This is a genomic window from Streptomyces sp. NPDC059989 (assembly GCF_042736975.1).
Classification (GTDB): domain Bacteria; phylum Actinomycetota; class Actinomycetes; order Streptomycetales; family Streptomycetaceae; genus Streptomyces.
Genome location: NZ_JBHWUO010000015.1, coordinates 148,356 through 172,791, shown reverse-complemented (window position 1 = coordinate 172,791; position 24,436 = coordinate 148,356). Strand labels below are relative to the sequence as shown.

Genomic DNA, 24,436 nt, shown 5'->3' with positions numbered 1-24,436 from the left:
GCCCCTTCTGAGCGGTCCTCATCACCCGGAAGGAGGCTGACGCACTATGCCGACGCCCAACAAGGCTGCCGCGGTAGCCGAGCTCAAGGACGCGTTCCAGAGCTCGAACGCCGCCGTGCTGACCGAGTACCGGGGTCTCACCGTGGCGCAGCTCAAGACGCTGCGTCGTTCGCTCGGTGAGAACGCCCAGTACGCCGTGGTGAAGAACACGCTGACCAAGATTGCGGCCAACCAGGCCGGGATCACCGCGCTGGACGAGCACTTCGCTGGTCCGACCGCGGTCGCCTTCATCACCGGTGACCCGGTGGAGTCGGCGAAGAGCCTGCGTGACTTCGCCAAGGACAACCCCAACCTGATCATCAAGGCGGGTGTCCTTGATGGTAAGGCGCTCTCCGCCGATGACATCAAGAAGCTTGCGGACCTCGAGTCCCGCGAGGTTCTGCTCAGCAAGCTGGCCGGCGCGTTCAAGGGCAAGCAGTCTCAGGCTGCCTCGCTCTTCCAGGCGCTGCCGTCGAAGTTCGTCCGCACTGCGGAAGCGCTTCGCGTCAAGCTCGCCGAGCAGGGCGGTGCCGAGTAATTCGGCTCGCGCACTGATCCACGCCGCCTAGTGCGTGGGTCGTAGCGGGCCGTTACGCCCGCCTCTCTATACATCCGGCACCTGCCGAATTAGTGGAAGGATCGCCCATCATGGCGAAGCTCTCTCAGGACGACCTCCTCGCCCAGTTCGAGGAGATGACCCTCATCGAGCTCTCCGAGTTCGTGAAGGCCTTCGAGGAGAAGTTCGACGTCACCGCCGCCGCGGCCGTCGCCGTTGCCGGCCCGGCCGGCCCGGCCGTCACCGAGGCTGCTGAGGAGCAGGACGAGTTCGACGTCATCCTCACCGGCGCCGGCGACAAGAAGATCCAGGTCATCAAGGTCGTGCGTGAGCTGACCTCCCTGGGCCTCAAGGAGGCCAAGGACCTCGTGGACGGCGCCCCGAAGCCCGTTCTCGAGAAGGTCACCAAGGAGGCCGCCGAGAAGGCTGCCGAGTCCCTCAAGGGCGCCGGTGCGGCCGTCGAGGTCAAGTAACACCTCTGGGGCCTCTCTGAGGCCCCAACCAGGGGCGATCACCCGTAAGGGTGGTCGCCCTTTGGCGTACCCGCAGTGCCTGACTTGCCCTGCTCTCGTTGGGGAGTAGGGTGATCTTCGTTGCCTCGAAGCAGGGTCCGCAGATGATCCGCTCGGAGCAGGGGGCCTTGACGAACGGGACCGGGCGCGCAATTCTCAGACCCGTCGCAAGCTCGACCACCTCGATCCGAGATCCGAGGCATGGATCGACTACGAAGAGGGCAGTACTGATACGCGCTCTGTGTACGAGGGCCGCACGTGTTGGACTACAAGGGGAAGGCCTGTTGCCGGTTTCCGGAAACCTGGTCTGGACATCAGTGAGCCAAGTGGCTACACTGACCCTTTGCGCTGCCTGTTAGCTGACCCCTGCCCGTCGCCAGGGTCATGCCCACGCTCGAGCACACCTGATTGATCCGCCCTGACCTGGTCTTTCGGCCAGAACGGGAGCGTCTGTCTTCTGTGTCGGCTGGGACCGGTACGCGCGTAGTGAGTCCGAGCCCTCGGAAGGACCCCCTCTTGGCCGCCTCGCGCAACGCCTCGACCAATACGAACACCGGTGCCAGCACCGCCCCGCTGCGCATCTCCTTTGCAAAGATCAAGGAGCCCCTCGAGGTTCCGAACCTCCTGGCGCTGCAGACCGAGAGCTTTGACTGGCTGCTCGGCAATGCAGCCTGGAAGTCTCGCGTCGAGTCGGCGCTTGAGAGTGGACAGGACGTCCCCACCAAGTCCGGTCTGGAAGAGATCTTCGAGGAGATCTCGCCGATCGAGGACTTCTCCGGGTCGATGTCGCTGACCTTCCGCGACCACCGTTTCGAGCCGGCGAAGAACTCTGTCGACGAGTGCAAGGAGCGCGACTTCACGTACGCGGCTCCGCTGTTCGTCACGGCCGAGTTCACGAACAACGAGACCGGAGAGATCAAGTCTCAGACGGTCTTCATGGGCGACTTCCCGCTCATGACCAACAAGGGCACCTTCGTCATCAACGGCACCGAGCGTGTCGTCGTGTCGCAGCTTGTCCGCTCCCCCGGTGTCTACTTCGACTCCTCCATCGACAAGACGTCCGACAAGGACATCTTCTCCGCCAAGATCATCCCGTCCCGGGGTGCCTGGCTGGAGATGGAGATCGACAAGCGCGACATGGTCGGTGTCCGCATCGACCGCAAGCGCAAGCAGTCCGTCACCGTCCTCCTGAAGGCTCTCGGCTGGACCACCGAGCAGATCCTCGAGGAGTTCGGCGAGTACGAGTCCATGCGCGCCACCCTGGAGAAGGACCACACCCAGGGTCAGGACGACGCGCTGCTCGACATCTACCGCAAGCTGCGTCCGGGCGAACCGCCGACCCGCGAGGCCGCTCAGACGCTGCTCGAGAACCTCTACTTCAACCCGAAGCGCTACGACCTCGCGAAGGTCGGCCGCTACAAGGTGAACAAGAAGCTCGGCGCCGACGAGCCGCTCGACGCCGGTGTGCTCACCACCGACGACGTCATCGCGACCATCAAGTACCTGGTCAAGCTGCACGCCGGTGAGACCGAGACGGTCGGCGAGTCGGGCCGGGAGATCGTCGTCGAGACCGACGACATCGACCACTTCGGCAACCGTCGTATCCGCAACGTCGGTGAGCTCATCCAGAACCAGGTCCGTACGGGTCTCGCCCGTATGGAGCGCGTCGTGCGCGAGCGCATGACGACCCAGGACGTCGAGGCGATCACGCCGCAGACCCTGATCAACATCCGGCCGGTCGTCGCCTCCATCAAGGAGTTCTTCGGCACCAGCCAGCTGTCGCAGTTCATGGACCAGAACAACCCGCTGTCGGGGCTGACGCACAAGCGTCGTCTGAACGCCCTCGGCCCGGGTGGTCTGTCCCGTGAGCGGGCCGGCTTCGAGGTCCGTGACGTTCACCCGTCGCACTACGGCCGCATGTGCCCGATCGAGACCCCTGAAGGCCCGAACATCGGTCTGATCGGCTCGCTGGCCTCCTACGGCCGGATCAACCCGTTCGGCTTCATCGAGACCCCGTACCGCAAGGTCATCGACGGTGTCGTCACGGACGAGGTCGACTACCTCACGGCCGACGAGGAAGACCGCTTCGTCATCGCCCAGGCCAACGCCGGCCTGTCCGACGACATGCGCTTCACCGAGAACCGCGTTCTGGTTCGCCGTCGTGGTGGCGAGATCGACTACATCGCCGGCGACGACGTCGACTACATGGACGTCTCCCCGCGCCAGATGGTGTCCGTCGCGACCGCGATGATCCCCTTCCTGGAGCACGACGACGCCAACCGTGCCCTCATGGGCGCGAACATGATGCGCCAGGCCGTTCCGCTGATCAAGGCGGAGGCCCCGCTCGTCGGCACCGGCATGGAGTACCGCTGTGCGGTCGACGCCGGTGACTCGATCAAGGCGGAGAAGGACGGTGTCGTCCAGGAGGTCTCGGCCGACTACATCACCGTCGCCAACGACGACGGCACGTACACCACGTACCGCGTGTCGAAGTTCTCCCGCTCGAACCAGGGCACCTCGGTCAACCAGAAGGTCATCGTCAACGAGGGTGACCGGATCATCGAGGCCCAGGTCCTCGCCGACGGTCCGGCGACCGAAGAGGGCGAAATGGCCCTCGGCAAGAACCTGCTCGTCGCGTTCATGCCGTGGGAAGGTCACAACTACGAGGACGCGATCATCCTGTCGCAGCGCCTCGTGCAGGACGACGTCCTCTCCTCGATCCACATCGAGGAGCACGAGGTCGACGCCCGTGACACCAAGCTGGGCCCCGAGGAGATCACCCGGGACATCCCGAACGTCTCCGAGGAGGTCCTCGCGGACCTCGACGAGCGCGGCATCATCCGCATCGGTGCGGACGTCGTCGCCGGCGACATCCTGGTCGGCAAGGTCACGCCCAAGGGTGAGACCGAGCTGACCCCGGAGGAGCGCCTGCTCCGCGCGATCTTCGGTGAGAAGGCCCGCGAGGTGCGTGACACCTCGCTCAAGGTTCCTCACGGTGAGATCGGCAAGGTCATCGGTGTCCGCGTCTTCGACCGCGAGGAGGGCGACGAGCTTCCTCCGGGCGTGAACCAGCTGGTCCGCGTCTACGTCGCCCAGAAGCGCAAGATCACCGATGGTGACAAGCTCGCCGGCCGTCACGGCAACAAGGGTGTTATTTCGAAGATCCTTCCGATCGAGGACATGCCGTTCCTCGAGGACGGAACTCCGGTCGACATCATCCTGAACCCGCTGGGTGTCCCGTCCCGAATGAACCCGGGACAGGTCCTGGAGATCCACCTCGGCTGGCTCGCCAGCCGCGGCTGGGACGTCTCCGGTCTGGCGGACGAGTGGGCGCAGCGCCTCCAGGTGATCGGCGCCGACAAGGTCGAGCCCGGTACCAACGTCGCCACCCCGGTGTTCGACGGCGCCCGCGAGGACGAGCTGGCCGGCCTGCTGCAGCACACCATCCCGAACCGCGACGGCGAGCGCATGGTGCTCCCGACCGGTAAGGCGCGCCTGTTCGACGGCCGCTCCGGCGAGCCGTTCCCGGAGCCGATCTCGGTCGGCTACATGTACATCCTCAAGCTGCACCACCTGGTCGACGACAAGCTCCACGCCCGTTCGACCGGTCCGTACTCGATGATCACTCAGCAGCCGCTGGGTGGTAAGGCGCAGTTCGGTGGTCAGCGATTCGGCGAGATGGAGGTGTGGGCGCTCGAGGCTTATGGCGCCGCGTACGCCCTCCAGGAACTGCTGACGATCAAGTCCGACGACGTGACCGGCCGCGTGAAGGTCTACGAGGCCATCGTCAAGGGCGAGAACATCCCCGAGCCGGGCATTCCCGAGTCCTTCAAGGTGCTCATCAAGGAAATGCAGTCGCTCTGCCTCAACGTGGAGGTGCTGTCCTCGGACGGCATGTCCATCGAGATGCGCGACACCGACGAGGACGTCTTCCGCGCGGCGGAGGAGCTCGGTATCGACCTGTCCCGGCGCGAGCCGAGCAGCGTCGAAGAGGTCTGACGGGCCTGACGGGGGGCTCCTGAGAGAGCCCCCCGTCATCCCCGGGACCGTTCAGACCATGATTGAGACTCGACCCCGAAAGAGGGATTGACGCACAGTGCTCGACGTCAACTTCTTCGACGAGCTGCGGATCGGCCTTGCCACCGCGGACGACATCCGAACCTGGTCGCACGGCGAGGTCAAGAAGCCGGAGACCATCAACTACCGCACCCTCAAGCCCGAGAAGGACGGACTCTTCTGCGAGAAGATCTTCGGTCCTACCCGGGACTGGGAGTGCTACTGCGGCAAGTACAAGCGTGTCCGCTTCAAGGGCATCATCTGTGAGCGCTGTGGCGTCGAAGTCACGCGCGCCAAGGTGCGCCGTGAGCGGATGGGCCACATCGAGCTTGCCGCTCCCGTCACCCACATCTGGTACTTCAAGGGCGTCCCGTCGCGCCTTGGCTACCTGCTGGACCTCGCGCCGAAGGACCTCGAGAAGGTCATCTACTTCGCCGCGTACATGATCACGTTCGTGGACGACGAGCGCCGCACCCGCGACCTCCCGTCGCTGGAGGCGCACGTCTCCGTCGAGCGCCAGCAGATCGAGAACCGCCGTGACGCGGACCTCGAAGGCCGTGCCAAGAAGCTCGAGACCGACCTGGCCGAGCTCGAGGCCGAGGGCGCCAAGGCCGACGTGCGCCGCAAGGTGCGCGAAGGCGCCGAGCGCGAGATGAAGCAGCTCCGTGACCGCGCCCAGCGCGAGATCGACCGCCTCGACGAGGTGTGGAACCGCTTCAAGAACCTCAAGGTCCAGGACCTCGAGGGCGACGAGCTGCTCTACCGCGAGCTGCGTGACCGCTTCGGTACGTACTTCGACGGTTCGATGGGTGCCGCGGCGCTGCAGAAGCGCCTGGAGTCCTTCGACCTCGAGGAGGAGGCCGAGCGCCTCCGCGAGATCATCCGTACCGGCAAGGGCCAGAAGAAGACCCGTGCGCTCAAGCGCCTCAAGGTCGTCTCCGCGTTCCTGCAGACCAGCAACAGCCCCAAGGGCATGGTTCTGGACTGCGTGCCGGTGATCCCGCCGGACCTGCGTCCGATGGTGCAGCTGGACGGTGGCCGCTTCGCGACCTCCGACCTGAACGACCTGTACCGCCGCGTGATCAACCGCAACAACCGTCTGAAGCGTCTCCTCGACCTCGGTGCCCCCGAGATCATCGTGAACAACGAGAAGCGCATGCTTCAGGAGGCCGTGGACGCCCTCTTCGACAACGGTCGTCGTGGTCGTCCGGTGACCGGTCCCGGCAACCGTCCGCTGAAGTCCCTGAGCGACATGCTCAAGGGCAAGCAGGGTCGATTCCGTCAGAACCTCCTCGGCAAGCGCGTGGACTACTCCGCGCGTTCCGTGATCGTCGTCGGTCCCCAGCTGAAGCTGCACCAGTGTGGTCTGCCCAAGGCCATGGCGCTGGAGCTCTTCAAGCCGTTCGTGATGAAGCGCCTGGTCGACCTGAACCACGCGCAGAACATCAAGTCGGCGAAGCGCATGGTCGAGCGCGGCCGCACGGTCGTGTACGACGTGCTCGAAGAGGTCATCGCCGAGCACCCGGTTCTGCTGAACCGTGCGCCCACGCTGCACCGCCTCGGCATCCAGGCCTTCGAGCCCCAGCTGGTCGAAGGCAAGGCCATCCAGATCCACCCGCTCGTCTGCACCGCGTTCAACGCGGACTTCGACGGTGACCAGATGGCCGTGCACCTGCCGCTCTCCGCGGAGGCGCAGGCCGAGGCCCGCATCCTGATGCTGTCCTCGAACAACATCCTCAAGCCGGCCGACGGCCGTCCGGTCACGATGCCGACCCAGGACATGGTCCTCGGTCTGTTCTTCCTGACCACCGACGGTGAGCTCCGTGACGTCAAGGGCGAGGGCCGCGCGTTCGGCTCCACGGCCGAGGCGACCATGGCGTTCGACAACGGCGAGCTCGCGCTCCAGTCGTCCGTCGACATCCGCTTCCCGGTGGGCACCATCCCGCCGCGTGGCTGGGTGCCGCCGGTCGCCGAGGAAGGCGAGCAGGAGTTCCAGCCGGGCGACAGCTTCCGTCTGCGCACCACCCTGGGCCGCGCGCTCTTCAACGAGCTGCTGCCCGAGGACTACCCGTTCGTCGACTACTCGGTGGGCAAGAAGCAGCTCTCCGAGATCGTCAACGACCTGGCGGAGCGCTACCCCAAGGTCATCGTGGCGGCGACGCTCGACAACCTGAAGGCGGCCGGCTTCCACTGGGCGACCCGTTCGGGCGTCACCGTGGCCATCTCCGACGTCGTCGTGCCCGAGGCCAAGAAGGCCATCGTCAAGGGCTACGAGGAGCTGGACGAGAAGGTCCAGAAGCAGTACGAGCGCGGTCTGATCACCAAGGACGAGCGCACGCAGGAGCTCATCGCGATCTGGACCAAGGCGACCAACGAGGTTGCCGAGGCGATGAACGCGAACTTCCCCAAGACGAACCCCATCTTCATGATGGTTGACTCGGGTGCCCGAGGAAACATGATGCAGATGCGACAGATCGCCGGTATGCGTGGTCTGGTGTCGAACGCGAAGAACGAGACCATCCCGCGTCCGATCAAGGCGTCCTTCCGTGAGGGCCTCACCGTTCTGGAGTACTTCATCTCCACGCACGGTGCCCGTAAGGGTCTGGCGGACACCGCCCTGCGTACCGCCGACTCGGGTTACCTGACCCGTCGTCTGGTGGACGTCTCGCAGGACGTGATCATCCGCGAGGAGGACTGCGGCACCGAGCGCGGTCTGAAGCTGAAGATCGCCGTTCGCGGCGAGGACGGCGTGCTGCGCAAGGCCGAGGACGTCGAGACCTCGATCTACGCCCGCATGCTCGCCGAGGACGTCGTCATCGACGGCAAGGTCATCGCGCCGGCCAACGTCGACCTCGGTGACGTGCTCATCGACGCCCTGGTCGCCAACGGCGTCGAGGAGGTCAAGACCCGCTCGGTCCTGACCTGTGAGTCCGCGGTCGGCACCTGTGCCTTCTGCTACGGACGCTCGCTCGCCACCGGCAAGCTGGTCGACATCGGTGAGGCGGTCGGCATCATCGCCGCCCAGTCCATCGGTGAGCCCGGTACCCAGCTGACGATGCGTACCTTCCACACCGGTGGTGTGGCCGGTGACGACATCACGCAGGGTCTGCCGCGTGTCGTCGAGCTCTTCGAGGCCCGTACCCCGAAGGGTGTCGCCCCGATCTCCGAGGCCGCCGGCCGCGTGCGGATCGAGGAGACCGAGAAGACGAAGAAGATCGTCATCACGCCCGACGACGGCAGCGACGAGACGGCGTTCCCGATCTCGAAGCGCGCCAAGGTCATCGTGCACGAGGGCGACCACGTCGAGGTGGGCCAGAAGCTCACCATGGGTGCCACCAACCCGCACGACGTGCTGCGCATCCTCGGCCAGCGTGCCGTCCAGGTCCACCTGGTCGGCGAAGTCCAGAAGGTCTACAACTCGCAGGGCGTGTCGATCCACGACAAGCACATCGAGATCATCATCCGGCAGATGCTGCGCCGCGTGACGATCATCGAGTCCGGCGACGCGGAGCTCCTGCCGGGCGAGCTGGTCGAGCGGTCGAAGTTCGAGACCGAGAACCGTCGTGTGGTCACCGAGGGCGGTCACCCCGCCTCCGGCCGTCCGCAGCTGATGGGTATCACCAAGGCCTCGCTGGCGACGGAATCCTGGCTGTCGGCCGCCTCCTTCCAGGAGACGACCCGAGTCCTGACGGATGCGGCGATCAACGCCAAGTCCGACAGCCTCATCGGCCTCAAGGAGAACGTCATCATCGGTAAGCTCATCCCGGCCGGTACGGGCCTCGCCCGCTACCGCAACATCCGGGTCGAGCCCACCGAGGAAGCGAAGGCCGCGATGTACTCGGCCGTCGGCTACGACGACATCGACTACTCGCCCTTCGGCACCGGCTCCGGCCAGGCCGTCCCGCTGGAGGACTACGACTACGGCCCGTACAACGGCTGAGGTCGCAGAAGGCAGTAAGTGAGAAGCCCCCCGCCACTCCGAGAGGAGCGGCGGGGGGCTTCTTCGTTCCCGCGGGGGTTGTGGGGGCCTGCCCCGGCCAATGAAGTTGCCTTAACCCATGAGCCGCTGAGCCGCAGGAACTACGCCGTCTTGTCCTGGGCTGACTCTCGGTGCCAGTGGAGTTCCGTCACCGCCTCCGAGGCCTCCCGGCGGACCTCGGAGTGGGGGTGGTGGAGGAACCGCTCGACGATCGGCAGCGCTGCCTGGTCGTGAGTGCAGCCGAGGACGGCCAGGACGTAGGCGAGGAGCAAGGGTTCGAAGCCGTCTGCCCCGGCTGCGAGCGGCTCCACCACTCGGTAGGGAAGTTCGTAGTGCGTGGAGGCCGTGCAGACTGCGTGCAGCGCGGACTCCCGCACTTCGTAGCTCTCGCCGGAGAGCGCGACGGTGGCGAGACGCTCGACGGCCCGCTCGACGTCGTTCTGCGCCAGACGGCCTGTCTCCAGGACGTCGCTGACGACATCGAGGCACAGGTCCCGGCGGCCCGCATCGGAGCTGTTCAGCTCCTCCCAGGCCGATTCGATCAATGCAGTCAGGCCCTGATATCCATCCACGGCCAGAGCATAGGAGACGGTCGCTGCCCGGTCTCAGGGATAAAAGAAGAGGTCAGGATGTTGCCTGGGCTTGCGTTCCCTTCAACGCCGGCCGACCGGCCCTGCGACTGCTCTTCGCCTTCGAGCTTGGGTTGTGGGCCCAACGGCCGGGCTGGACCGTGTTCCGTCTGGCACGGGTTCTCAGGAGGAAGCCGCGGTCGGGGTCAGGCGGGGCGGCGGCGTACCGCGGCCACCGCGCCGGCGATGAGGAGCATCAGGCCGAGTGCGGCGGCCGACAGGCCGGCGGTGAAGCCCTTGGGGGTGAAGGTGCAGGAGACCTTGGTGGTGCCCGGCTCCAGGGGGAGCGAGACCAGGCCGTGGAAGTCCTTGATCGGGGACGAGCACTGCCAGCCCGGGATGTTCGTCATGGCGAAGACGGCCGTGCCCGTGGTGGCTTCGGGGAGGGTGGCCTCGATGGTGTGGCCGCCCGCTGTGACCTTGGTGGCGCCGGTGGTGGTCAGGTGGGTCACCGTGCGGTCCAGGGCCGCGCGGTCGAGGCAGCCGAGGGGGTGGTCGCCGGCCGTGGCGCTCTGGGTGCGGGTGTTGACGGTGACGTCGACCTGGCCCGATGCGGGGACCTTGCCGAGGGGGGTGACCCCCGTCATCAGGTCCTCCAGGGGCTTTGCGGTGCCGCCGGAGGCGAGGGTGCCGTAGAGGGCCGGGGAGTACCAGTAGGCCTCGGAGCCGGGGGTGCAGCGGGCCGTGTAGGTCTGGTCGGTGGCGCTGCCGCCGCGGGTGACCTGCGGGACCTGGTAGACGGTGGCGCCCAGGACGTTCTCCTGGCGGGCGTAGATGCTGTCCGCCGGGTTGGGCGAGGTGTAGGGGGCCGAGCGGACCGTGACCAGCGGGGGAGCCGGGAACTTCGAGGCCGTCCAGGTGTTCGGGGCGGTTCCGGGGCGGACTCGGGCGCCGATCGAGAAGATCGCGTCGAGGACCGGGTTGTCGGCGCCGAAGAAGGTGCGGCCGTCGTTCTTGAAGCCGAAGCCGAGGGGTTCCAGGGCCTGGTAGGTGGCCTCCGGGAGGTAGCTGCTGTAGTACTGCGGGCCCTCCGCCTGCAGGGCGAGGGCGTCGTTGTACGAGGTCTGCGGCGCGCCCGAGTCGGTCCGGTACGCGGGCCAGCCGGACACCTCGCGGACCGCGGCGAAGTGGTCGGTGATCGACCGGTTCGAGGTGGCGGTCGGCTTCGCCCAGCGCTCGCGGGCCCGGCGGGCGTCCGCGCCGGCCGCGGCGACCGTGGACTCGGCGAAGACGACGCCGACCATGAGGACGGCCGCGACGGGGATCAGGTAGCGGCGCTTCTCCCCGAGGGAGAGGAGGAGCAGCGCGAGCAGGGAGACGGCGCCGCCGCCCAGCACGGCGGGCCAGGTCCAGCCGCCGAAGTCGTCGGTGTGGCGCAGTACGAAGGTGGCCGCGACCAGCAGGGCGGCGGCCAGGGCCAGGTGGAGCGGGCGCGGGCGGTTGGCGAGGGCCAGCCAGGCGACGATCACCACCATGCCGCTGAAGACGAAGGCCTCGCGGTACGGGTTGCCGTTCGGCACCGCCAGCCCGTGCCACACGTACTGCGTGGGCGGGAACTGGAAGGAGGCGGCGACGAGGAGGATCGCGGCCGCCCACACCAGGCGGGTCCGCTTCGCGATCCGGGTGTTGAGGAGGAAGCTGCCGGCCAGGATCAGGCCCAGCGAGGCCACGTAGAGGCGCGGGCGGCCGCCCCACAGGTGGGTGGCCGGGAGCATGCCGGCCAGGAAGACCTCGATGCGGACCGGATCGAAGGCGGCGGCCTTGGTGGGCTGAGCGGCGCCGCTCGACAGGAAGGACGGGAGGAGGAGGGGGAGGGTCAGCAGGATCCCGGTCCCGGCCGCCGTCGCCGCCCGCCACAGGGCACGCAGCCGGTCGCGGGCCGTCATCTCGCGGGTGGCCAGGCGGATCGCCAGCAGGATGCAGGCGGCCATCGTGGCCATCATCGCGGTGTAGAAGTTCCCGAACCAGGCGAGCGCGACCAGCAGGGCCACGCCCGGCCAGCGGCGCCCCTCCAGGCACCACTCGACGGCGATGCCGAGGAGGGGGAGGGCGACCAGGCCCCACAGCCACATCGGGATGTACGAGGCGTCGCTGAGCGCCCAGCCGCACAGGCCGTACGTGGCTCCGAGGACCCCGCGCTGCCACCACGGGCCGGGGTGGAGCTTGCCGAGGTACACCGTCATCAGGGCGGCGGCGGTGCCCATGGTGAGGGGGGTCAGCGCGAAGACGGCCAGGTCCACGTGGGCGCGGGGGACCAGGACGGTCAGCCAGGAGAAGGGGTTGCCGAGGTACGTGTAGTAGTCGGACAGGAACTGCTGGCCGAAGCCGCCGCGCCAGCTGAAGAGCACGTCGCCGGCCGCCTGCCCGTGGACCAGGTCCCAGAGCGCGCGGTGGAAGGGCACGTACTGGTTGGCCTGGTCGTTGATGGCCCGGCCGGTGTTGCCGAAGGGGAAGGTGCCGCGGGCCACCCAGGCCGCGCAGAAGGCGGCCGAGGTGATCAGGAAGGCCAGCAGGGGTCCGTACAGCCGGGCGGCGCGGCGGGGGACCGGCGGCCGGTCCCGATCGGGGGGAGGAGCTTCGACTGTGGTCTGCTCCGGTGCCACGGTCCCCAATGTCCTGCTCCCTGCTGATCGACGTCTCGCCCCCGCGCCGGGGCAAGCGGCCAGTTTAGGTCGCCCGGGCCGGGCGGCCCGCGGGGGCGGGCCGCCCGGGAACCCCGGGCTTACGTGCTACTGGCCGCTGATCTGCCAAGCGGTGACGGCGACCGCGGAGACGGCCGCCAGCGCGGTCACGCTCGCGAGTGGCCAGCGGGAGCGCTCCAGGGCGTCGAGCCGGGACTCGTGGTCGGCGAGCTGGCGGTCGGTCTGGTCACTGCGCTGCACCAGCAGCGCGAGCGAGCCGTCGACCCGGGCGAAGCCGGCTTCCATGGTGCCGCGGAGCCGTTCCAGTTCCACGGCGACGGACAGCGGGTCGGGCTGGGCGGGCTCGATCATGCACGGTCCTCCTCGTCCCGCGGGTCGCGGGCGAGCAGGACGCGCAGCTCGCGATCGGCGTCGTGGGGCTGCTCGGTTCGGAGCCAGCCGGGCAGCAGGGCCTGTACGCCCGGCACGGCCATCACCCGGGTGAGGGCGCCGGCGGCGGCCAGTGCGGCGGCCGCCCAGGGGAGGGTCGCGGGGATGCCGGAGGCGTCCACGGCGGCGGGCAGCAGGACGGCTATCGCCAGGGCGGTCTGGAGGACGGTGCGCAGGGTGCGCTTGCCGGCTTCGGACATGGGGGCCTTCTTTCGTGCGTTCTTGCGTTCTTGCGTTCGTGTGGTGCCGCGGGGCCGGTCAGCCGGAGTACGGGACCTTGAGGGCGTCCCAGGAGGTACGGCCGGGCCAGCCGTCGGCGTCGGCGCCGCGGAAGCCGAGCTTCTGCTGCCAGCGGGCGTACGAGCGGCGGTCGGCCTCCGACCACTGGGGGCCGGGGCCGACGGAGTACGCGGAGCAGCCCTCGGCGACCAGGCGGCGGCCCATGGCGGTCACGATCGGGGAGTTCGGGGCCGCGGTGAAGAAGCCGGCGCCCGGGAAGGGCTGGTGGCGGGGTGCGTCCGGGGCGGGCGGCGGGGTGGAGCCGCCGCCTTGGCCCGGGGCGCCGGAGAGGCGGGCCGCGACGCGGGAGCGCATCGACTCCATGGTGAAACCGCGCGGGTCGACCTTGGTGTTGGTCCACTCCTTGTGGCCGATGACGGAGGCGGCCTGCCATCCGTGGGCGCGGCACAGGGCTGCGGAGGCGCGCTCGATGGCGTCGAGCTGGGCGTCGGGCCAGGGGTCGCTGCCGTTGCCGAGGTTGACGCACTCGAAGCCGTAGAAGTGGGCGTTGCCGTCGGTGTCGTTGCGGCGGGGGGCGGGCAGCGAGGTCTCGGCGGCGACGGCGTCCAGGACGTCGCCGTCGCCGAGGCCGGCGTGGTTGGTGCGGCCGTGGCCGATCAGGTGGACGGTGCCGGCCTTGTCGATGACGCCGTGGCAGAGGGGGCCGGGGAGCTCGTCGTAGCCGTCGCGGCAGAGGGCGACGCTGCCGGTCGTGCCGGTGCTGACGGTGTGGTGGACGACTATGCCGTTGACCGGGCCCCAGGCGCCCTTGTGGTTGCGGTTGTGGGTGCGCCAGCCGGGGTGTTCTTGGACGGTTACCCCTTCTGCGCGGAGCGCGGCGAGGAGGGTGTCGGCGGTGAGTGGGGTGGCCATCTGGGTCTCCTTCGGGCATGCGAAAGCCCCGGCCGGGGGCTCGGCTCGGGGCTCGGTGTGGATGGGGCGGGCGGGTGCGGCGCCGTTGCTGGGGCTCCGCCCCAGACCCCGCGCCTCAAACGCCGGCGGGGCTGGAGGCTCGCCTCAAACGCCGGCGGGGCTGAAAGATCGCCTCAAACGCCGGCGGGGCTGGAATTCGGGGCCGTGGCGGTGAAGGTCGCGCAGAGGGTGGCGTAAGCCGTTACGCGGGCTTTGAAGTCCGCCAGGGCGGCCGAGATCGCCGTGGAGACGGCGGTCTGGTCGGGGAGGACCGGGCCCGTGGGCGGGGGGTTGAGGATCACCTGGCCGGAGCCGCGGAGTTGGGCGCCGAGGTCGCCGTTCTCGGTGAACTGGGCGGTGACGTAGACCGCCGGGTAGCCGCTGACCGGGTCCGGTTCGAGGGTGCCGCCGAGGCCGGCGTCGTACACGCGGACCTGGATGGTGTGGCCGTCCTCGGTGACGGTGGCGCGGCCCGCGTAGTCGATGGCGATGCCCCAGGGCTGGGTCGGGTCGATGTTCATGGGTTTCGTCTCGATTCGGGTTAGCTCTGGGTGCCGTAGAGCATCATCGGCTGGACGTATACGAGGCCGGTGCCGGCCGTGACCATCGCCTGGATCTCGATCTTGACCACGCTGCCGAAGCGGGCGTTGACGTCCGCGACCACCTTGCCGGTGTTGTCGAAGACGCTGGGCGTGGTGACCTCGGGGCCCCACACCTCGCCGTCGACGAGGACCCGGATCCTGCCGGTGACCCCGGCGGCCGCCGCGGTGGTGCAGTAGAGCCGCATCTTGGGCTGCCAGAGCGGGTTGAACGAGCGGGCGACGGTGGTCCAGGCGGTCGCGTTGGTCTGCGGCCATCGGGTGGTGCTGGTGTCCTGCGGCGGCAGCATGGACAGCCACGGCCGGGCGAGGCCGCCGGTGACCACGTCGTCGGCGACGATCTCGTTGTTGAACGAGTCGAACACCCGGAAGGCCTGGTCGTAGTCGCCGGTGACGACGTTGCGCACGCTCAGCACGGTCTTGCCGCTCTTGCGCTTGATCTCCAGGCCGTACTCCGTCGGGGACCAGGCCCCGACACCGAGGATCTTGGTGCCGTTCACCGGCTCCACCACGGACAGCGAGCCGCCGTCGCTGATCTTGACCTCGCCGCCCGAGACGGTGTTGAGCGCGGGACGGTTGTTGACGGCCGTGGACAGCTGCTGGATCCGGCGTTCCATGGCGGTCAGCCGGTCGATGATGTCCTCGGGCAGCTGGGGCATCAGACCTCCTCAAGGTAGAGCTCGGCGGTGTCCGGGCGGCCCCGCTCCGGCGGGGTGACCTTGACGCCGACGATCCGGTAGCGGGCGTCGAGGCCCTCGGGGAACCACTCGTCGGTGATCCGGAGGCGGGTGGTCCGGCCGAGCAGGGTCGGGGGGACCACCCCGCCCAGGCGGATGGTGATCGCGGGGATGACGACGGCTCCGCGCGCCCGGGCCAGTTCGGCCTTGGCGAGGGAGGTCAGCACGCTCTTGCCGGCGACCTCGTTGTGGTCCGAGGACAGGTCGATCCGCGGCCAGCCGCCGGTGATCAGGTCCTGGGCGACCTGCTCGGGGGAGTACACCGGCCGCGACTCCTCGGCCTGGTTGGTGTTGGCCGAGGCGCCCCGGGCCCGGGCAGTGGTGCCGCCGCGGGTGGCGTCGCGCGGGAAGGAGTACGAGAGGATCGCGCCGGGCCGGTCCAGTACGAGATCGGTGACGCCCGTGTGGATGCGCGGGCTGCCGAGCCGCAGCAGGCGGGTCCGGGCCCCGCTGACCGGGTCGCGGAAGACGGAGATGTAGTACTCGAAGCCGTGCTCCCCGGAGGCCAGGAACTCGATCGCCTCGGAGTACAGGGTCTCGTCGCCGTCCCGCCAGGACGCCGTGCGGTACCGGTCGGTCATCACCGGCGGCCCGAACGTGACGCCGATGTCACCGCCCTCCGAGGCCTGCATCCGGCGCCACAGCTCCTCGGCGGCCTGCACCTGCTCCATATAGGGAGGGATGGTGATGTCCTCGCGGATCCGGCGCCGGCCCGCGTAAGAGTCGAAGGTCGCGGCCTGGATCGAGAGGGAGACCACGCCCCGCTCGCTGCTCTGCAGGGTGCTGGTCCAGATGATCCCGCCCCACCACAGGTCGCCGCCGCGCTCCAGGTAGACGGAGGTGCGGCCTTCCTCGATCCGGGCGACCCGGGCGGCGATGGCGGAGTCCGGGATCGGGATGGTGCCGGACAGGGCGCCCGGCTTGCCGATGTAGTCGTCGATGGAGACGTCCCGCAGGGGCAGGATGTCGATGGTCCGGTCGGTGCGCAGATCGCAGAAGATCGCGCGGTACGGGGTGTCCGTGCTCACTGGGTGGCCGCCTCGTAGGTGGCGCTGCCGTGGATGGTGTGGCCCGCGGCCCAGGTCCACGGGGTGACGCCGTCCGCGATGCCGGAGACCGTGACGGGATCGCCGGACGGCATGCCGGAGGCGATCTCCAGTTCGAAGAAGGTGGTCGAGGTGCAGCGGATCCGGGCGACGGAGCGCTCCCGCGTGCCCATCGTCAGGTCGGCGAAGCCGATGCACTTGATCGCGGAGGCGGCCTTGACCGGCAGGGTGAACCGCCAGTTGTCGGCGGAGGTGGCGCCGGCGCCGAAGTTGGTGGTGGTGCCGAAGGTGAGGGCGAAGTTCATGTGCACGGTCGGGCCCTGCTGGATCCAGCGGGCGGTGATCTCGGCGTTGCCGAAGGAGGGCGTGGCGGTGCCGGTGAAGGTGGTCCACACCGGCGTCCAGTTCTGCCAGCCGGGCTTCGGCGGGTACGGCTGCCAGGCGGCGCCGTCCCAGCGCTGGAGGCTGCCGTCGATGTCGCGGTACTGGCCCGGGTAGGCGCCGATGGAGACGTCGGTGGTCACCGGCAGGATGCCGCCGACGGCGACCGTGGCCGTCCGCAGGCCGACGAGTGCGGTGGCCCAGGCGATGCCGCCGTTGCCCGCGCTGGTGCCGGCCGGGACGGCGACCGTGTAGAGCGGGAGGGAGAGCCCGGGGGCCGCGGGGGCGACCGGTGTCGGGGTCGGGGTGCCCTTGACGATCTCGACGACGGCCTCGGTGCGGCCGGAGGCGTCGTGCTCGTCGTCGTAGACCCGTATGACGACCAGGTCGATGCGGCCGTACTGGGCGTGCCCGTCGGCGAAGGTCAGGGACTGGGTCTGGGTGAGCGCGACCGGGTAGGCGCCCTGGGCGTCGGTGCCCTGGAGGACGGCGCGGCCCGGGTAGACGGTCGCGCCCATCGCGGTGGTGCCGGTGACGGTGAATCCGGTGATCCGCCACTTGCCGTCGGCGGAGCCGGGCAGGATCCCGGACCGGGTGGCCACCGGGGAGGTGGGGGTGAGGGCGCCGAGGGAGGCGACGCGGGTGTCGGAGCGGGTCTGGCCGGTGACCGGGAGCCAGGCGGATCGGATGTTCACGGAGTACTCCTGGGGTTCTCGGGGTTTTCGGGGTGGAACGGGGAAGGGCAGGGACGGGGAGGGGCGGGCCTGCGGAGCGGCGGGCTGCCAGGGCGGCTGGGGCCGCCGGGCCTCAGAGCAGCGGCTCGACGCGCAGGAAGAGGTTGTCGAACCAGGTCTTGACGCCCGGGATGCTGACGCGGTGCATCAGGGTGACCGAGTACGGGAGGTCGGCGGTCAGGTTCGCGAGGCGTGTGGTGGTCGACGCCGAGGTGCCGGGGTCGCCGGCGGCGATGACGGCGCGCTCGTCGTCCGGTGCCCAGATCTCGGTGCCCCCCTGGGTCACCCGTACGGTCGTGAACGCCGCGGCCCCGGCGTTGCCGACCGGCGCCATGCGGGCCCCGTAGGTGAGCAGTACGGCACCCGAGACAGGCGCCGTGAAGGTGACCTGCACCTGCGGGACGGCGGTCTCCTCCAGGGTGCGGGTGTAGGTGACGGAGGTCGTGGAGCCGGAGTCGAGGTTCTCGGCGAAGAGCGGGCCGGGGACGGCCGGCAGCCAGGCGGTGCCGTTCCAGCGCTGGAGGACCCGCTGCGGGGTGTCCCGGTACTGGCCCACGTAACTGGCCGTCGTCAGCGTGCCCTTGGGGGCGATGCCGCCCAGCGCGGCCGGGTACGGGACCCACGCGGAGCCGTCCCAGCGCTGGAGGGAGCCGTTGGAGTCCTGGTACTGGCCCGGGTAGGCGCCGGGCGCGATCTCGCCGAGGGTCGGCAGGATCCCGCCGACGGCCACGGTGGGGACGCGCAGGTCGGTCATGGCCGTCGCCCAGTTGATGCCGCCCTTGCCGGCGCTGGTGCCGGCCGGGACGGCGACCTTGTAGAGGGGGAGGGAGAGCGGGGGAGCCGCCGGGGCGACCGGGGTGGCGGCCGGGGTGCCGCGGACGATCTCGACGGCGGCCTCGTACTTGCCGGAGGTGTCGTAGGAGCCGTCGTAGATGCGCAGGACCACCAGGTCGATGCGGTTCGACAGGGCGTCGCCGTCGGCGAAGGTGAGCACCACGGTCGCGTCCAGGGTCACCGGGTACACGCCCTGGTTGCTCAGCCCCTGGATGACGGCGCGGCCCTCGTGGAGGGTGGCGGCCATGGCGGAGGTGCCCTCCAGCCAGAAGCCGGAGACCCGGTACTGGCCGTCGTACGAGCCGGGCAGGATGCCGGAGCGGGCCTGGAGCGGATTGGCGGGGGTGGTCGCGCCGATCTGGGTGAGCCGGGTGTTCTCGCGGGTCTGGCCGGTCAGGGCCACCCAGCTGGAGTGCAGGGTCATGGGGTAACTCCGTTCATCGGGGGGTGGATCGGGCGGGCGGGGCGGTGCCGGCTACCACTCCGCGCTGCGCCAGCGCACGGACATCAGGGCGCCCGGCGCGGCGCTGTCCGGGCGGAAGGACAGCTCCGAGCTGCCCGGCTCGAAGGCGAACAGCTCCTCGGGGCTGCTGTCCGCGGTGGCCGTGTGGCGGCGGGACGCGGTGCCGTTGAGGGTGACCGTGCCGGCCGCGGTGTCGACGACCAGCTCGTCGCCGGCGGTGAGGTCGATGGCGTACCGAAGGCGGCGGCGGGTGGTCCGCTCGGTCACCGACGGGGTGCCGCAGGGGCCGCGGAAGGTGATCACCGGGTGGGTGGGCGCGGAACCGGTGTTCTCGGCCGCCGCGTCGCCGGTCTTGGCCGCCTGGCCCCAGGTGAGGGGCCAGACCAGCGGCCAGGTCAGGCCGCTCTCCGGCTCCGGGGCCGGGACGATCGCGGACTGTTCGCCGATCAGGTAGCGGCGCGGGTCGGTGGCCGTCCACTGGACGGAGGCCTTGGCCGCGCCCTGGGTCGCGTACACCCGGTCGGCGGGCAGCACGCGCTGGCTGATCCGGGCCCGTACGGCGAGCACCTCGCCGTGCAGCCGGACGGCCAGCCAGCGCTCCTCGTCGCCCAGGGCCATCGCCTGGCGCAGCAGGCGGACCGTGGCCAGCGAGGCGCCCCGCTCCGGCAGCATCCACACCGTGCCGCCGACCTTGCGGGGCTTGGCGTAGCGGGCGCCGGGCCAGGAGCCGTGGCTGGTGGGGCGTTCGGCGTCGGAGCTGTCGAACTCCGGCAGGTCCTCCCAGCCGGTCAGTCCCGCCTTGTCGACGGTGAAGGGGGTACCGGGTCCGAGAAGCAGTCCGGCCCACTGCATCTGCCCGTCCTGGGTGATGAGTGAGCCGGGTGCGTGGTCGGCGGTGTATGCGGTTGTGGTGTTGTCGGCCATGGCGGGCCGTCACCTCGCTCTCGGGGATGGGGCGTGGTTCACGCGTGGGCGGCGGCGAGGAAGAGCAGGTCCTCGGCGGTGGATCGGGGGCCCGCGCCGGCCGCCTCCCGGTACTCCCGTACGCGGTGGGGGTCCTGGCCCGGGGAGTGCGGAGCGGCGGGTACGACGCGGCGGTGGTCGAGGTCGGAGACGGGGTTGATCCGGGGGGCCGAGCCCATGGACATCGGCCAGACGACGCCGCCTTCGGCGAGCATCGGGATCTTGTCGAGGTCGACGCCGAACTTCTTGCCGAGGATCTCGAAGCTGAGGTCCTCCAGGCCGTCGATGATCCAGTTGGCGAAGGCGATCATGCCGTTGAACGGGCCGGTGACCGCGGCGAGTACGGCTTGCAGGCCGGTGGTGACGAAGCGGCCGATACCGCTGAGGGAACCGGACAGCGACGAGCTCACCCGGGAGAAGGCCCCGGGCAGGGTGCCGGTCAGGAAGGTGATCACCGGGCGGATCGGGGCCATGATCGCGTTGAAGGCGCCGGAGGCGATGCCGCGCAGCGCGCTGCTCGCCGAGCGGGCGGAACTTCCGGTCTGGGAGAAGCCGTTGACGGCTCCGCGCAGACCGCCCACCACCGCCGAGACGACCTCGAAGTACGTCTTGAAGTACGTGGTCACGATCGTGCCGACGGTCGCGAGCAGCGGGGTGAGGAACTTCAGGGACTCCTCGAACACCTTGAGCACCACGGTGAACGTCTGCTCGATCAGGCGCTGCCCGGTCTCGGAGTTCATGGCGAGCTCGATGAGCCAGGCGCCGAGCGGGATCAGGATGCCGAGCACGAAGCCGAGCGGGTTGGCCCGCATGGCCACGTTGACCGCGGTCATCACGACGGAGCCCACGGTCATGGCGATGCCGAAGGTGCTCATCAGGTTGCCGACGATGCCGGTGACGCCGACGAGGCCGCCCATGATCGCGAGGACGCCGCCGGTCTTCCCGCCCAGTTTCCGCATTGAGGCCACGACCCCGCGGGCCCCGGACTCCACCCGCCTGGTGCCGGTGGACGCGCGGGTCGCGGACTGGCCGAGCCTGGCCGCGGACTGCGCGGCCGTGCCGGCCTGGGTCCTGAGCCCGGCCAGCACCTTGCCGGTCTGTCGGGCCTCGGAGGACAGCCGGGTCGCCCCGGTCGCGGCCTTGCGGATCGAGGCGGCCTGCCGTTCCACGGCACGGGCCGCCTGGGCGGCCTGGGTGCGCAGGCCGCCCAGGGCCGGCTGCCACCCGGCGAAGTAGTTGGCGGGGAGGGCCGTACTCATCCGCGCGCCTTCGCCAGGTACATCAGCGCGTCGGCGGTGCGCTGCGGGTCGGTGTTCTGGGCGGCGTAGTAGTGCTCGATGTGCAGGGCGGAGCCGTCACCGGAGCCCGGGGCGGCGGAGGTCATCCGGGCGCGGGCGGCCGTACGGGCGAGCAGGCGGTCGAGCTTGGACAGCGGCAGCACGGCTTCGGCCTCGCCCGCCTCGGCGAGGATCGCCGGGACACCGCCGCTGCGCGGCATGACCACACCGCCGGTGGCGAGCATGGGGATGGTGGGCAGGCTGACGCCGAAGCTCTTGCCGCCGACGAAGGGCACCCAGCCGGGGACGCTGACGCGGATCCGGTTGATCCGGCCGATCATGGAGTTGATCAGGCCGATGACGGAGTTGATGGGGGACTTGACCGCGCCGACGATGGCGCCGAACGCGCCCGCGGCGATGCCCCTGAGCCCGTTCCAGGCGCTGGACATCCGGTCCTTGACGGCGTTGAAGGCGCTCGGGACGGCCGACTTGATCCAGTTGACCACCGGCATGATGACGGCCTTGATGCCGTTCCACACGCTGCTGATGACCGAGCGGACGGCGTTCATGACGGTGGTGATGACCGACTTGATGCCGTTGAAGGCGGACTTCACGGCGTTGCCGATGGCCGAAACGATCGGCATGACGGCGCTCTTGACGCTGTTCCACACCGACTTGATCAGGTTTCCGGCGCCGCGGATGATCGGGCCGATGACCTTGATGACCGTGGAGATCACGGTCCGGATGGCGTTGAACGCGGTCCGGATCACGGTCTGCATGACCTTCGAGCGGCTCGCCATTTCGACGATCTTCTCGATGAGCGGCATGAACAGTTCGAGCAGGCGGGCGAGGAAGTTGCCCTTCATGGACTTGTTGAGCTTGTCCTGGCCCGAAGCGGCGCGGTCGGCGCCGGTCTTGAACCTGCCCAGCTGGGTGCCGGCGCGCTGACCGGTCTGGCCGGCCTTGGACATCGCCCGCTCGGCCTGGTCGGCGGCGGTCTTGAGGTTCTTGAGCTGGCTGGTGGAGCCCTGGGCGGCTCCCTTGATCGTGTTGATGTTGCGGCCGGCCGTGGTGGCCCGCTGGCCGAGGCCGGCGGCCGCGCGGTCGGCGGTGCTCGATGCGGATCGGAACTGCTGGAGCGATCCGGATGCGGTCTTCAGGGAACGTACGAGGGACATGCCCGTCCACCTCTATTGCTGGCTGATGATGTCGTCCGGGGACGCGGGCTCAGGAAAGGGCGGCGGTGAGCAGGGCGACGCGCCGTTCCAGGAGCTGGACCTGGCTCGACGTGCCCTGGAGCGCCGGTGAGGATTCCATGTGGCGGACCTGCTGGCGGGAGACGTTCGAACGGGTGGTGAGCGCTCCGACCTTGCGCTCGAGGGCCTGAATCCGGATGTTGGAGTTCCGGATCTTGTCGAAGGCCTTGATGATCATCTTCTGGTGGCTCAGCGCCTCTTCCTTGCGCTTGGCGATCTCCTCCTGGGAGACCTTCCACATGACTCCGAACCGGTTCCGCTCCCAGCCCTTCGTGTTGAACCAGCGTTCGATCGCGGGGTCGATGTTGATGAAGGGCATCACCTCGAACTTGAGGATGGTCAAGGCGAAGGCGGCGCCGATGACCTCCTCCTTGTGCTTCTCCCACCAGCTGCTCTCGGGAGGGTTGTCCTTCACCCACTTCTGGGTGGCCACCGTCTCCGCATCGGAGCTGAAAACGGTGGCTTCCAGCTGGGACCGCTTCACCAGGTTGGCCTCGGCGCTGCTGTCGAGCTTGCCGTTGACCAGCTCGCGCAGCCCGTTGATCTCCTCTTGCAGTTCTGCAGGCGTTTTGTCGGTCATCTGCCCTCCTAGGCGGAGTGGGGTGTCGTTCGGCGACTGAGTGCCGAAAAGCCCCCGCCGGATGGAACGCGGCAGGGGCTCGGTCGTGCGAAGGGCAGGGGCGGGCGCTACCGCCGGGTGCGTCCGGACTCGGAGAGGGCGTCGTTCCAGCCGGCCGTGTAGGCGCGGGTCTCGCGGCTGGTGATCTCGGCGTACAGGGAGCCGAGCAGAGCCCTCTTGTCGAGGGGGGCGGGTCCGTCCAAGAGCTGGCTGAGGCGGTCGTGAAGCGTGATCTGCGGTGATCCCTCGGCCTGCTGGGTCATGGACGCCTGCCTTCCAGTTGCTTGCCCTTGCTGCGTGGTGGCGCCGCGGATCGGGAGCGGGGGCACCGGTTGTCGAATGTGTGTGCGAACAGAGTTTGGAACATTCGTTCGACGTTTGTCGAGCCGGAAAGTCCCCTCGGCGCGTCCCGGGGTCCGGTGGGTGGTCCGCTGCTTGGGACGCACAGTTTCGGAACAGGGAGTTTCCGGACGACCGGGTACGCTGGATCACTGTTCCCCGCCCAGGAACGCGCGTGTCACGCGGGGCGCGAGGGGATCCTGGGGGCGGGAAGGCAGTGCTGACGCATGGACAGGGAAGCGGGCGCCAGAGGGCGTAACCATGCCATCGACTGGCTTGAAATGGCCCCTGACCTGCCCCATTTGTTCGCCCGGCTGTCGGAACTGGTTCACGCGGCGGGCTACGCGCCCGAGGACCTCGTCCTGATACCCCGGGCCGAGATGGACCGCCGCGAGACGGCCGCCTTCACCGCCGGATGGGCCGAGGCGATGTCCGAGGAACTGCCGCGGATCCGCCGCGAGTACGAGAAGCGGGTCGCCGAGGCGTACGCCGCGGGTGGCGGACGCGGAGGCGGTACGGCCGCCGCCCGGCGCACCCCCGGCGAAGGCCATGGAGCCACCGTGATCCGCCTGCCGTTCGCCACGCTGCTCGAACCGTCGCCCCTCGTGGTGGAGACCGAGGAAAGGATGCGCCGAGCCCAGGAGATCCTGGACCGGCGGTCCGACACCGGCGCCGGCACCGACAGCGACCACGCGCAGACCGCGGACGCCGAGGCCGACGCGGACCCGGAGGCCGGGCAGCCGCGCCCGCACGACGAGGCCGGGCACGACGGGACCGGACCGGATGCGCCCGGTTCGGACGGGGCCGAGCGGCCGCAGGGCACCGAGCCATCCGGGGAACCCGTCCCGCCGGGCCGTGCGACCACCGCTCCCGTCCCCCGCGCGCCCGCGGACGCGCGCGAGAAGCGCACGCCCCCGGTCGGCCGGAAGGTCGTACGGCGCAACGGGCGGCCCATCGTGCCGCCGCTGGACTCCGTACCCGTACAGCCCCGCACGCACGGCGCCCCCGCCGACCCCCCGGCGGACGGGCCGGGGGCGGCGGGTGAGCCGGGCAAGCGGAGCCTGGCCGCCAGGGCGCGTGCCCTGGCGGAGGGAATGGAGTCCCAGGGCGGCGCCACCGGCCGGCCCGAGGCTCCGGACCGCGGCCGCTGATCGC

20 protein-coding genes are annotated in these 24,436 nt (G+C 69.5%); 5 read left to right on the top strand and 15 right to left on the bottom strand.

Annotated elements, in window-relative coordinates:
• Window positions 1-46 precede the first annotated feature (46 nt).
• The 4 genes from rplJ (at window position 47) to ACFWBN_RS16355 (ending at window position 9,103) form a co-directional block, all read left to right on the top strand.
• Window positions 47-577, top strand: a complete 531-nt coding sequence (rplJ, locus tag ACFWBN_RS16370) for a 50S ribosomal protein L10 (RefSeq protein WP_385176964.1) — start codon at window positions 47-49, stop codon at window positions 575-577.
• Window positions 578-687: 110 nt separating this feature from the next.
• Window positions 688-1,068 carry a 50S ribosomal protein L7/L12 gene (gene rplL / locus ACFWBN_RS16365; protein WP_385176962.1) on the top strand — a complete coding sequence of 127 codons (381 nt, stop codon included), beginning with the start codon at window positions 688-690 and terminating at the stop codon, window positions 1,066-1,068.
• 555 nt (window positions 1,069-1,623) lie between these two features.
• Window positions 1,624-5,106 (top strand): DNA-directed RNA polymerase subunit beta, encoded by a 3,483-nt coding sequence (gene rpoB, locus ACFWBN_RS16360; protein ID WP_385176960.1) that lies wholly within the window; start codon window positions 1,624-1,626, stop codon window positions 5,104-5,106.
• A 97-nt stretch (window positions 5,107-5,203) separates the two neighbouring features.
• Window positions 5,204-9,103: a DNA-directed RNA polymerase subunit beta' gene (locus ACFWBN_RS16355; protein WP_385176958.1), complete on the top strand. Its 3,900-nt coding sequence runs from the start codon at window positions 5,204-5,206 to the stop codon at window positions 9,101-9,103.
• Between the two features lie 140 nt (window positions 9,104-9,243).
• Here ACFWBN_RS16355 and ACFWBN_RS16350 read toward each other — a convergent pair whose 3' ends face one another.
• The 15 genes from ACFWBN_RS16350 to ACFWBN_RS16280 all read right to left on the bottom strand — a co-directional run bounded on the left by ACFWBN_RS16350 (window position 9,244) and on the right by ACFWBN_RS16280 (window position 23,205).
• Entirely contained in the window at window positions 9,244-9,714 is a 471-nt protein-coding gene (locus tag ACFWBN_RS16350) for a hypothetical protein (RefSeq protein ID WP_385176956.1), read from the bottom strand.
• Window positions 9,715-9,917: 203 nt separating this feature from the next.
• Window positions 9,918-12,374 carry a YfhO family protein gene (locus ACFWBN_RS16345; RefSeq protein ID WP_385176953.1) on the bottom strand — a complete coding sequence of 819 codons (2,457 nt, stop codon included), beginning with the start codon at window positions 12,372-12,374 and terminating at the stop codon, window positions 9,918-9,920.
• 126 nt (window positions 12,375-12,500) lie between these two features.
• Window positions 12,501-12,764: a hypothetical protein gene (locus tag ACFWBN_RS16340; protein ID WP_385176951.1), complete on the bottom strand. Its 264-nt coding sequence runs from the start codon at window positions 12,762-12,764 to the stop codon at window positions 12,501-12,503.
• Entirely contained in the window at window positions 12,761-13,042 is a 282-nt protein-coding gene (locus tag ACFWBN_RS16335; RefSeq protein ID WP_385176949.1) for a hypothetical protein, read from the bottom strand. Before ACFWBN_RS16335 ends, ACFWBN_RS16340 begins: the two co-directional genes overlap by 4 nt.
• A gap of 58 nt (window positions 13,043-13,100) precedes the next feature.
• Window positions 13,101-13,994, bottom strand: coding sequence for a peptidoglycan-binding protein (locus ACFWBN_RS16330; RefSeq protein WP_385176947.1), 894 nt, complete (start codon window positions 13,992-13,994; stop codon window positions 13,101-13,103).
• Between the two features lie 173 nt (window positions 13,995-14,167).
• On the bottom strand, window positions 14,168-14,554 hold the full coding sequence (locus ACFWBN_RS16325) for an ATP-binding protein (protein ID WP_385176945.1): 387 nt from the start codon (window positions 14,552-14,554) through the stop codon (window positions 14,168-14,170).
• A gap of 20 nt (window positions 14,555-14,574) precedes the next feature.
• Window positions 14,575-15,291 (bottom strand): hypothetical protein, encoded by a 717-nt coding sequence (locus ACFWBN_RS16320; RefSeq protein ID WP_385176943.1) that lies wholly within the window; start codon window positions 15,289-15,291, stop codon window positions 14,575-14,577.
• Window positions 15,291-16,397 (bottom strand): hypothetical protein, encoded by a 1,107-nt coding sequence (locus ACFWBN_RS16315; protein WP_385176941.1) that lies wholly within the window; start codon window positions 16,395-16,397, stop codon window positions 15,291-15,293. The genes ACFWBN_RS16320 and ACFWBN_RS16315 overlap by 1 nt, the downstream gene beginning before the upstream one ends.
• Entirely contained in the window at window positions 16,394-17,491 is a 1,098-nt protein-coding gene (locus tag ACFWBN_RS16310; protein WP_385176939.1) for a hypothetical protein, read from the bottom strand. Before ACFWBN_RS16310 ends, ACFWBN_RS16315 begins: the two co-directional genes overlap by 4 nt.
• A gap of 112 nt (window positions 17,492-17,603) precedes the next feature.
• Entirely contained in the window at window positions 17,604-18,788 is a 1,185-nt protein-coding gene (locus ACFWBN_RS16305; protein WP_385176937.1) for a hypothetical protein, read from the bottom strand.
• A 51-nt stretch (window positions 18,789-18,839) separates the two neighbouring features.
• Complete coding sequence (locus ACFWBN_RS16300; protein WP_385176935.1) at window positions 18,840-19,751, bottom strand: phage distal tail protein; 912 nt, start codon at window positions 19,749-19,751, stop codon at window positions 18,840-18,842.
• Window positions 19,752-19,789: 38 nt separating this feature from the next.
• A complete protein-coding gene (locus ACFWBN_RS16295) occupies window positions 19,790-21,049 on the bottom strand; it encodes a tape-measure protein (protein WP_385176933.1) in 1,260 nt (419 codons plus the stop codon).
• Window positions 21,046-22,245 (bottom strand): phage tail protein, encoded by a 1,200-nt coding sequence (locus ACFWBN_RS16290; RefSeq protein ID WP_385176931.1) that lies wholly within the window; start codon window positions 22,243-22,245, stop codon window positions 21,046-21,048. The genes ACFWBN_RS16295 and ACFWBN_RS16290 overlap by 4 nt, the downstream gene beginning before the upstream one ends.
• 49 nt (window positions 22,246-22,294) lie before the next feature.
• Window positions 22,295-22,903 carry a hypothetical protein gene (locus ACFWBN_RS16285; RefSeq protein WP_385176929.1) on the bottom strand — a complete coding sequence of 203 codons (609 nt, stop codon included), beginning with the start codon at window positions 22,901-22,903 and terminating at the stop codon, window positions 22,295-22,297.
• A gap of 107 nt (window positions 22,904-23,010) precedes the next feature.
• Entirely contained in the window at window positions 23,011-23,205 is a 195-nt protein-coding gene (locus ACFWBN_RS16280; protein WP_385176927.1) for a hypothetical protein, read from the bottom strand.
• 357 nt (window positions 23,206-23,562) lie between these two features.
• On the opposite strand from ACFWBN_RS16280, the gene ACFWBN_RS16275 reads away from it, so the two are divergent.
• A complete protein-coding gene (locus ACFWBN_RS16275; protein WP_385176925.1) occupies window positions 23,563-24,432 on the top strand; it encodes a hypothetical protein in 870 nt (289 codons plus the stop codon).
• Window positions 24,433-24,436: the final 4 nt, after the last annotated feature.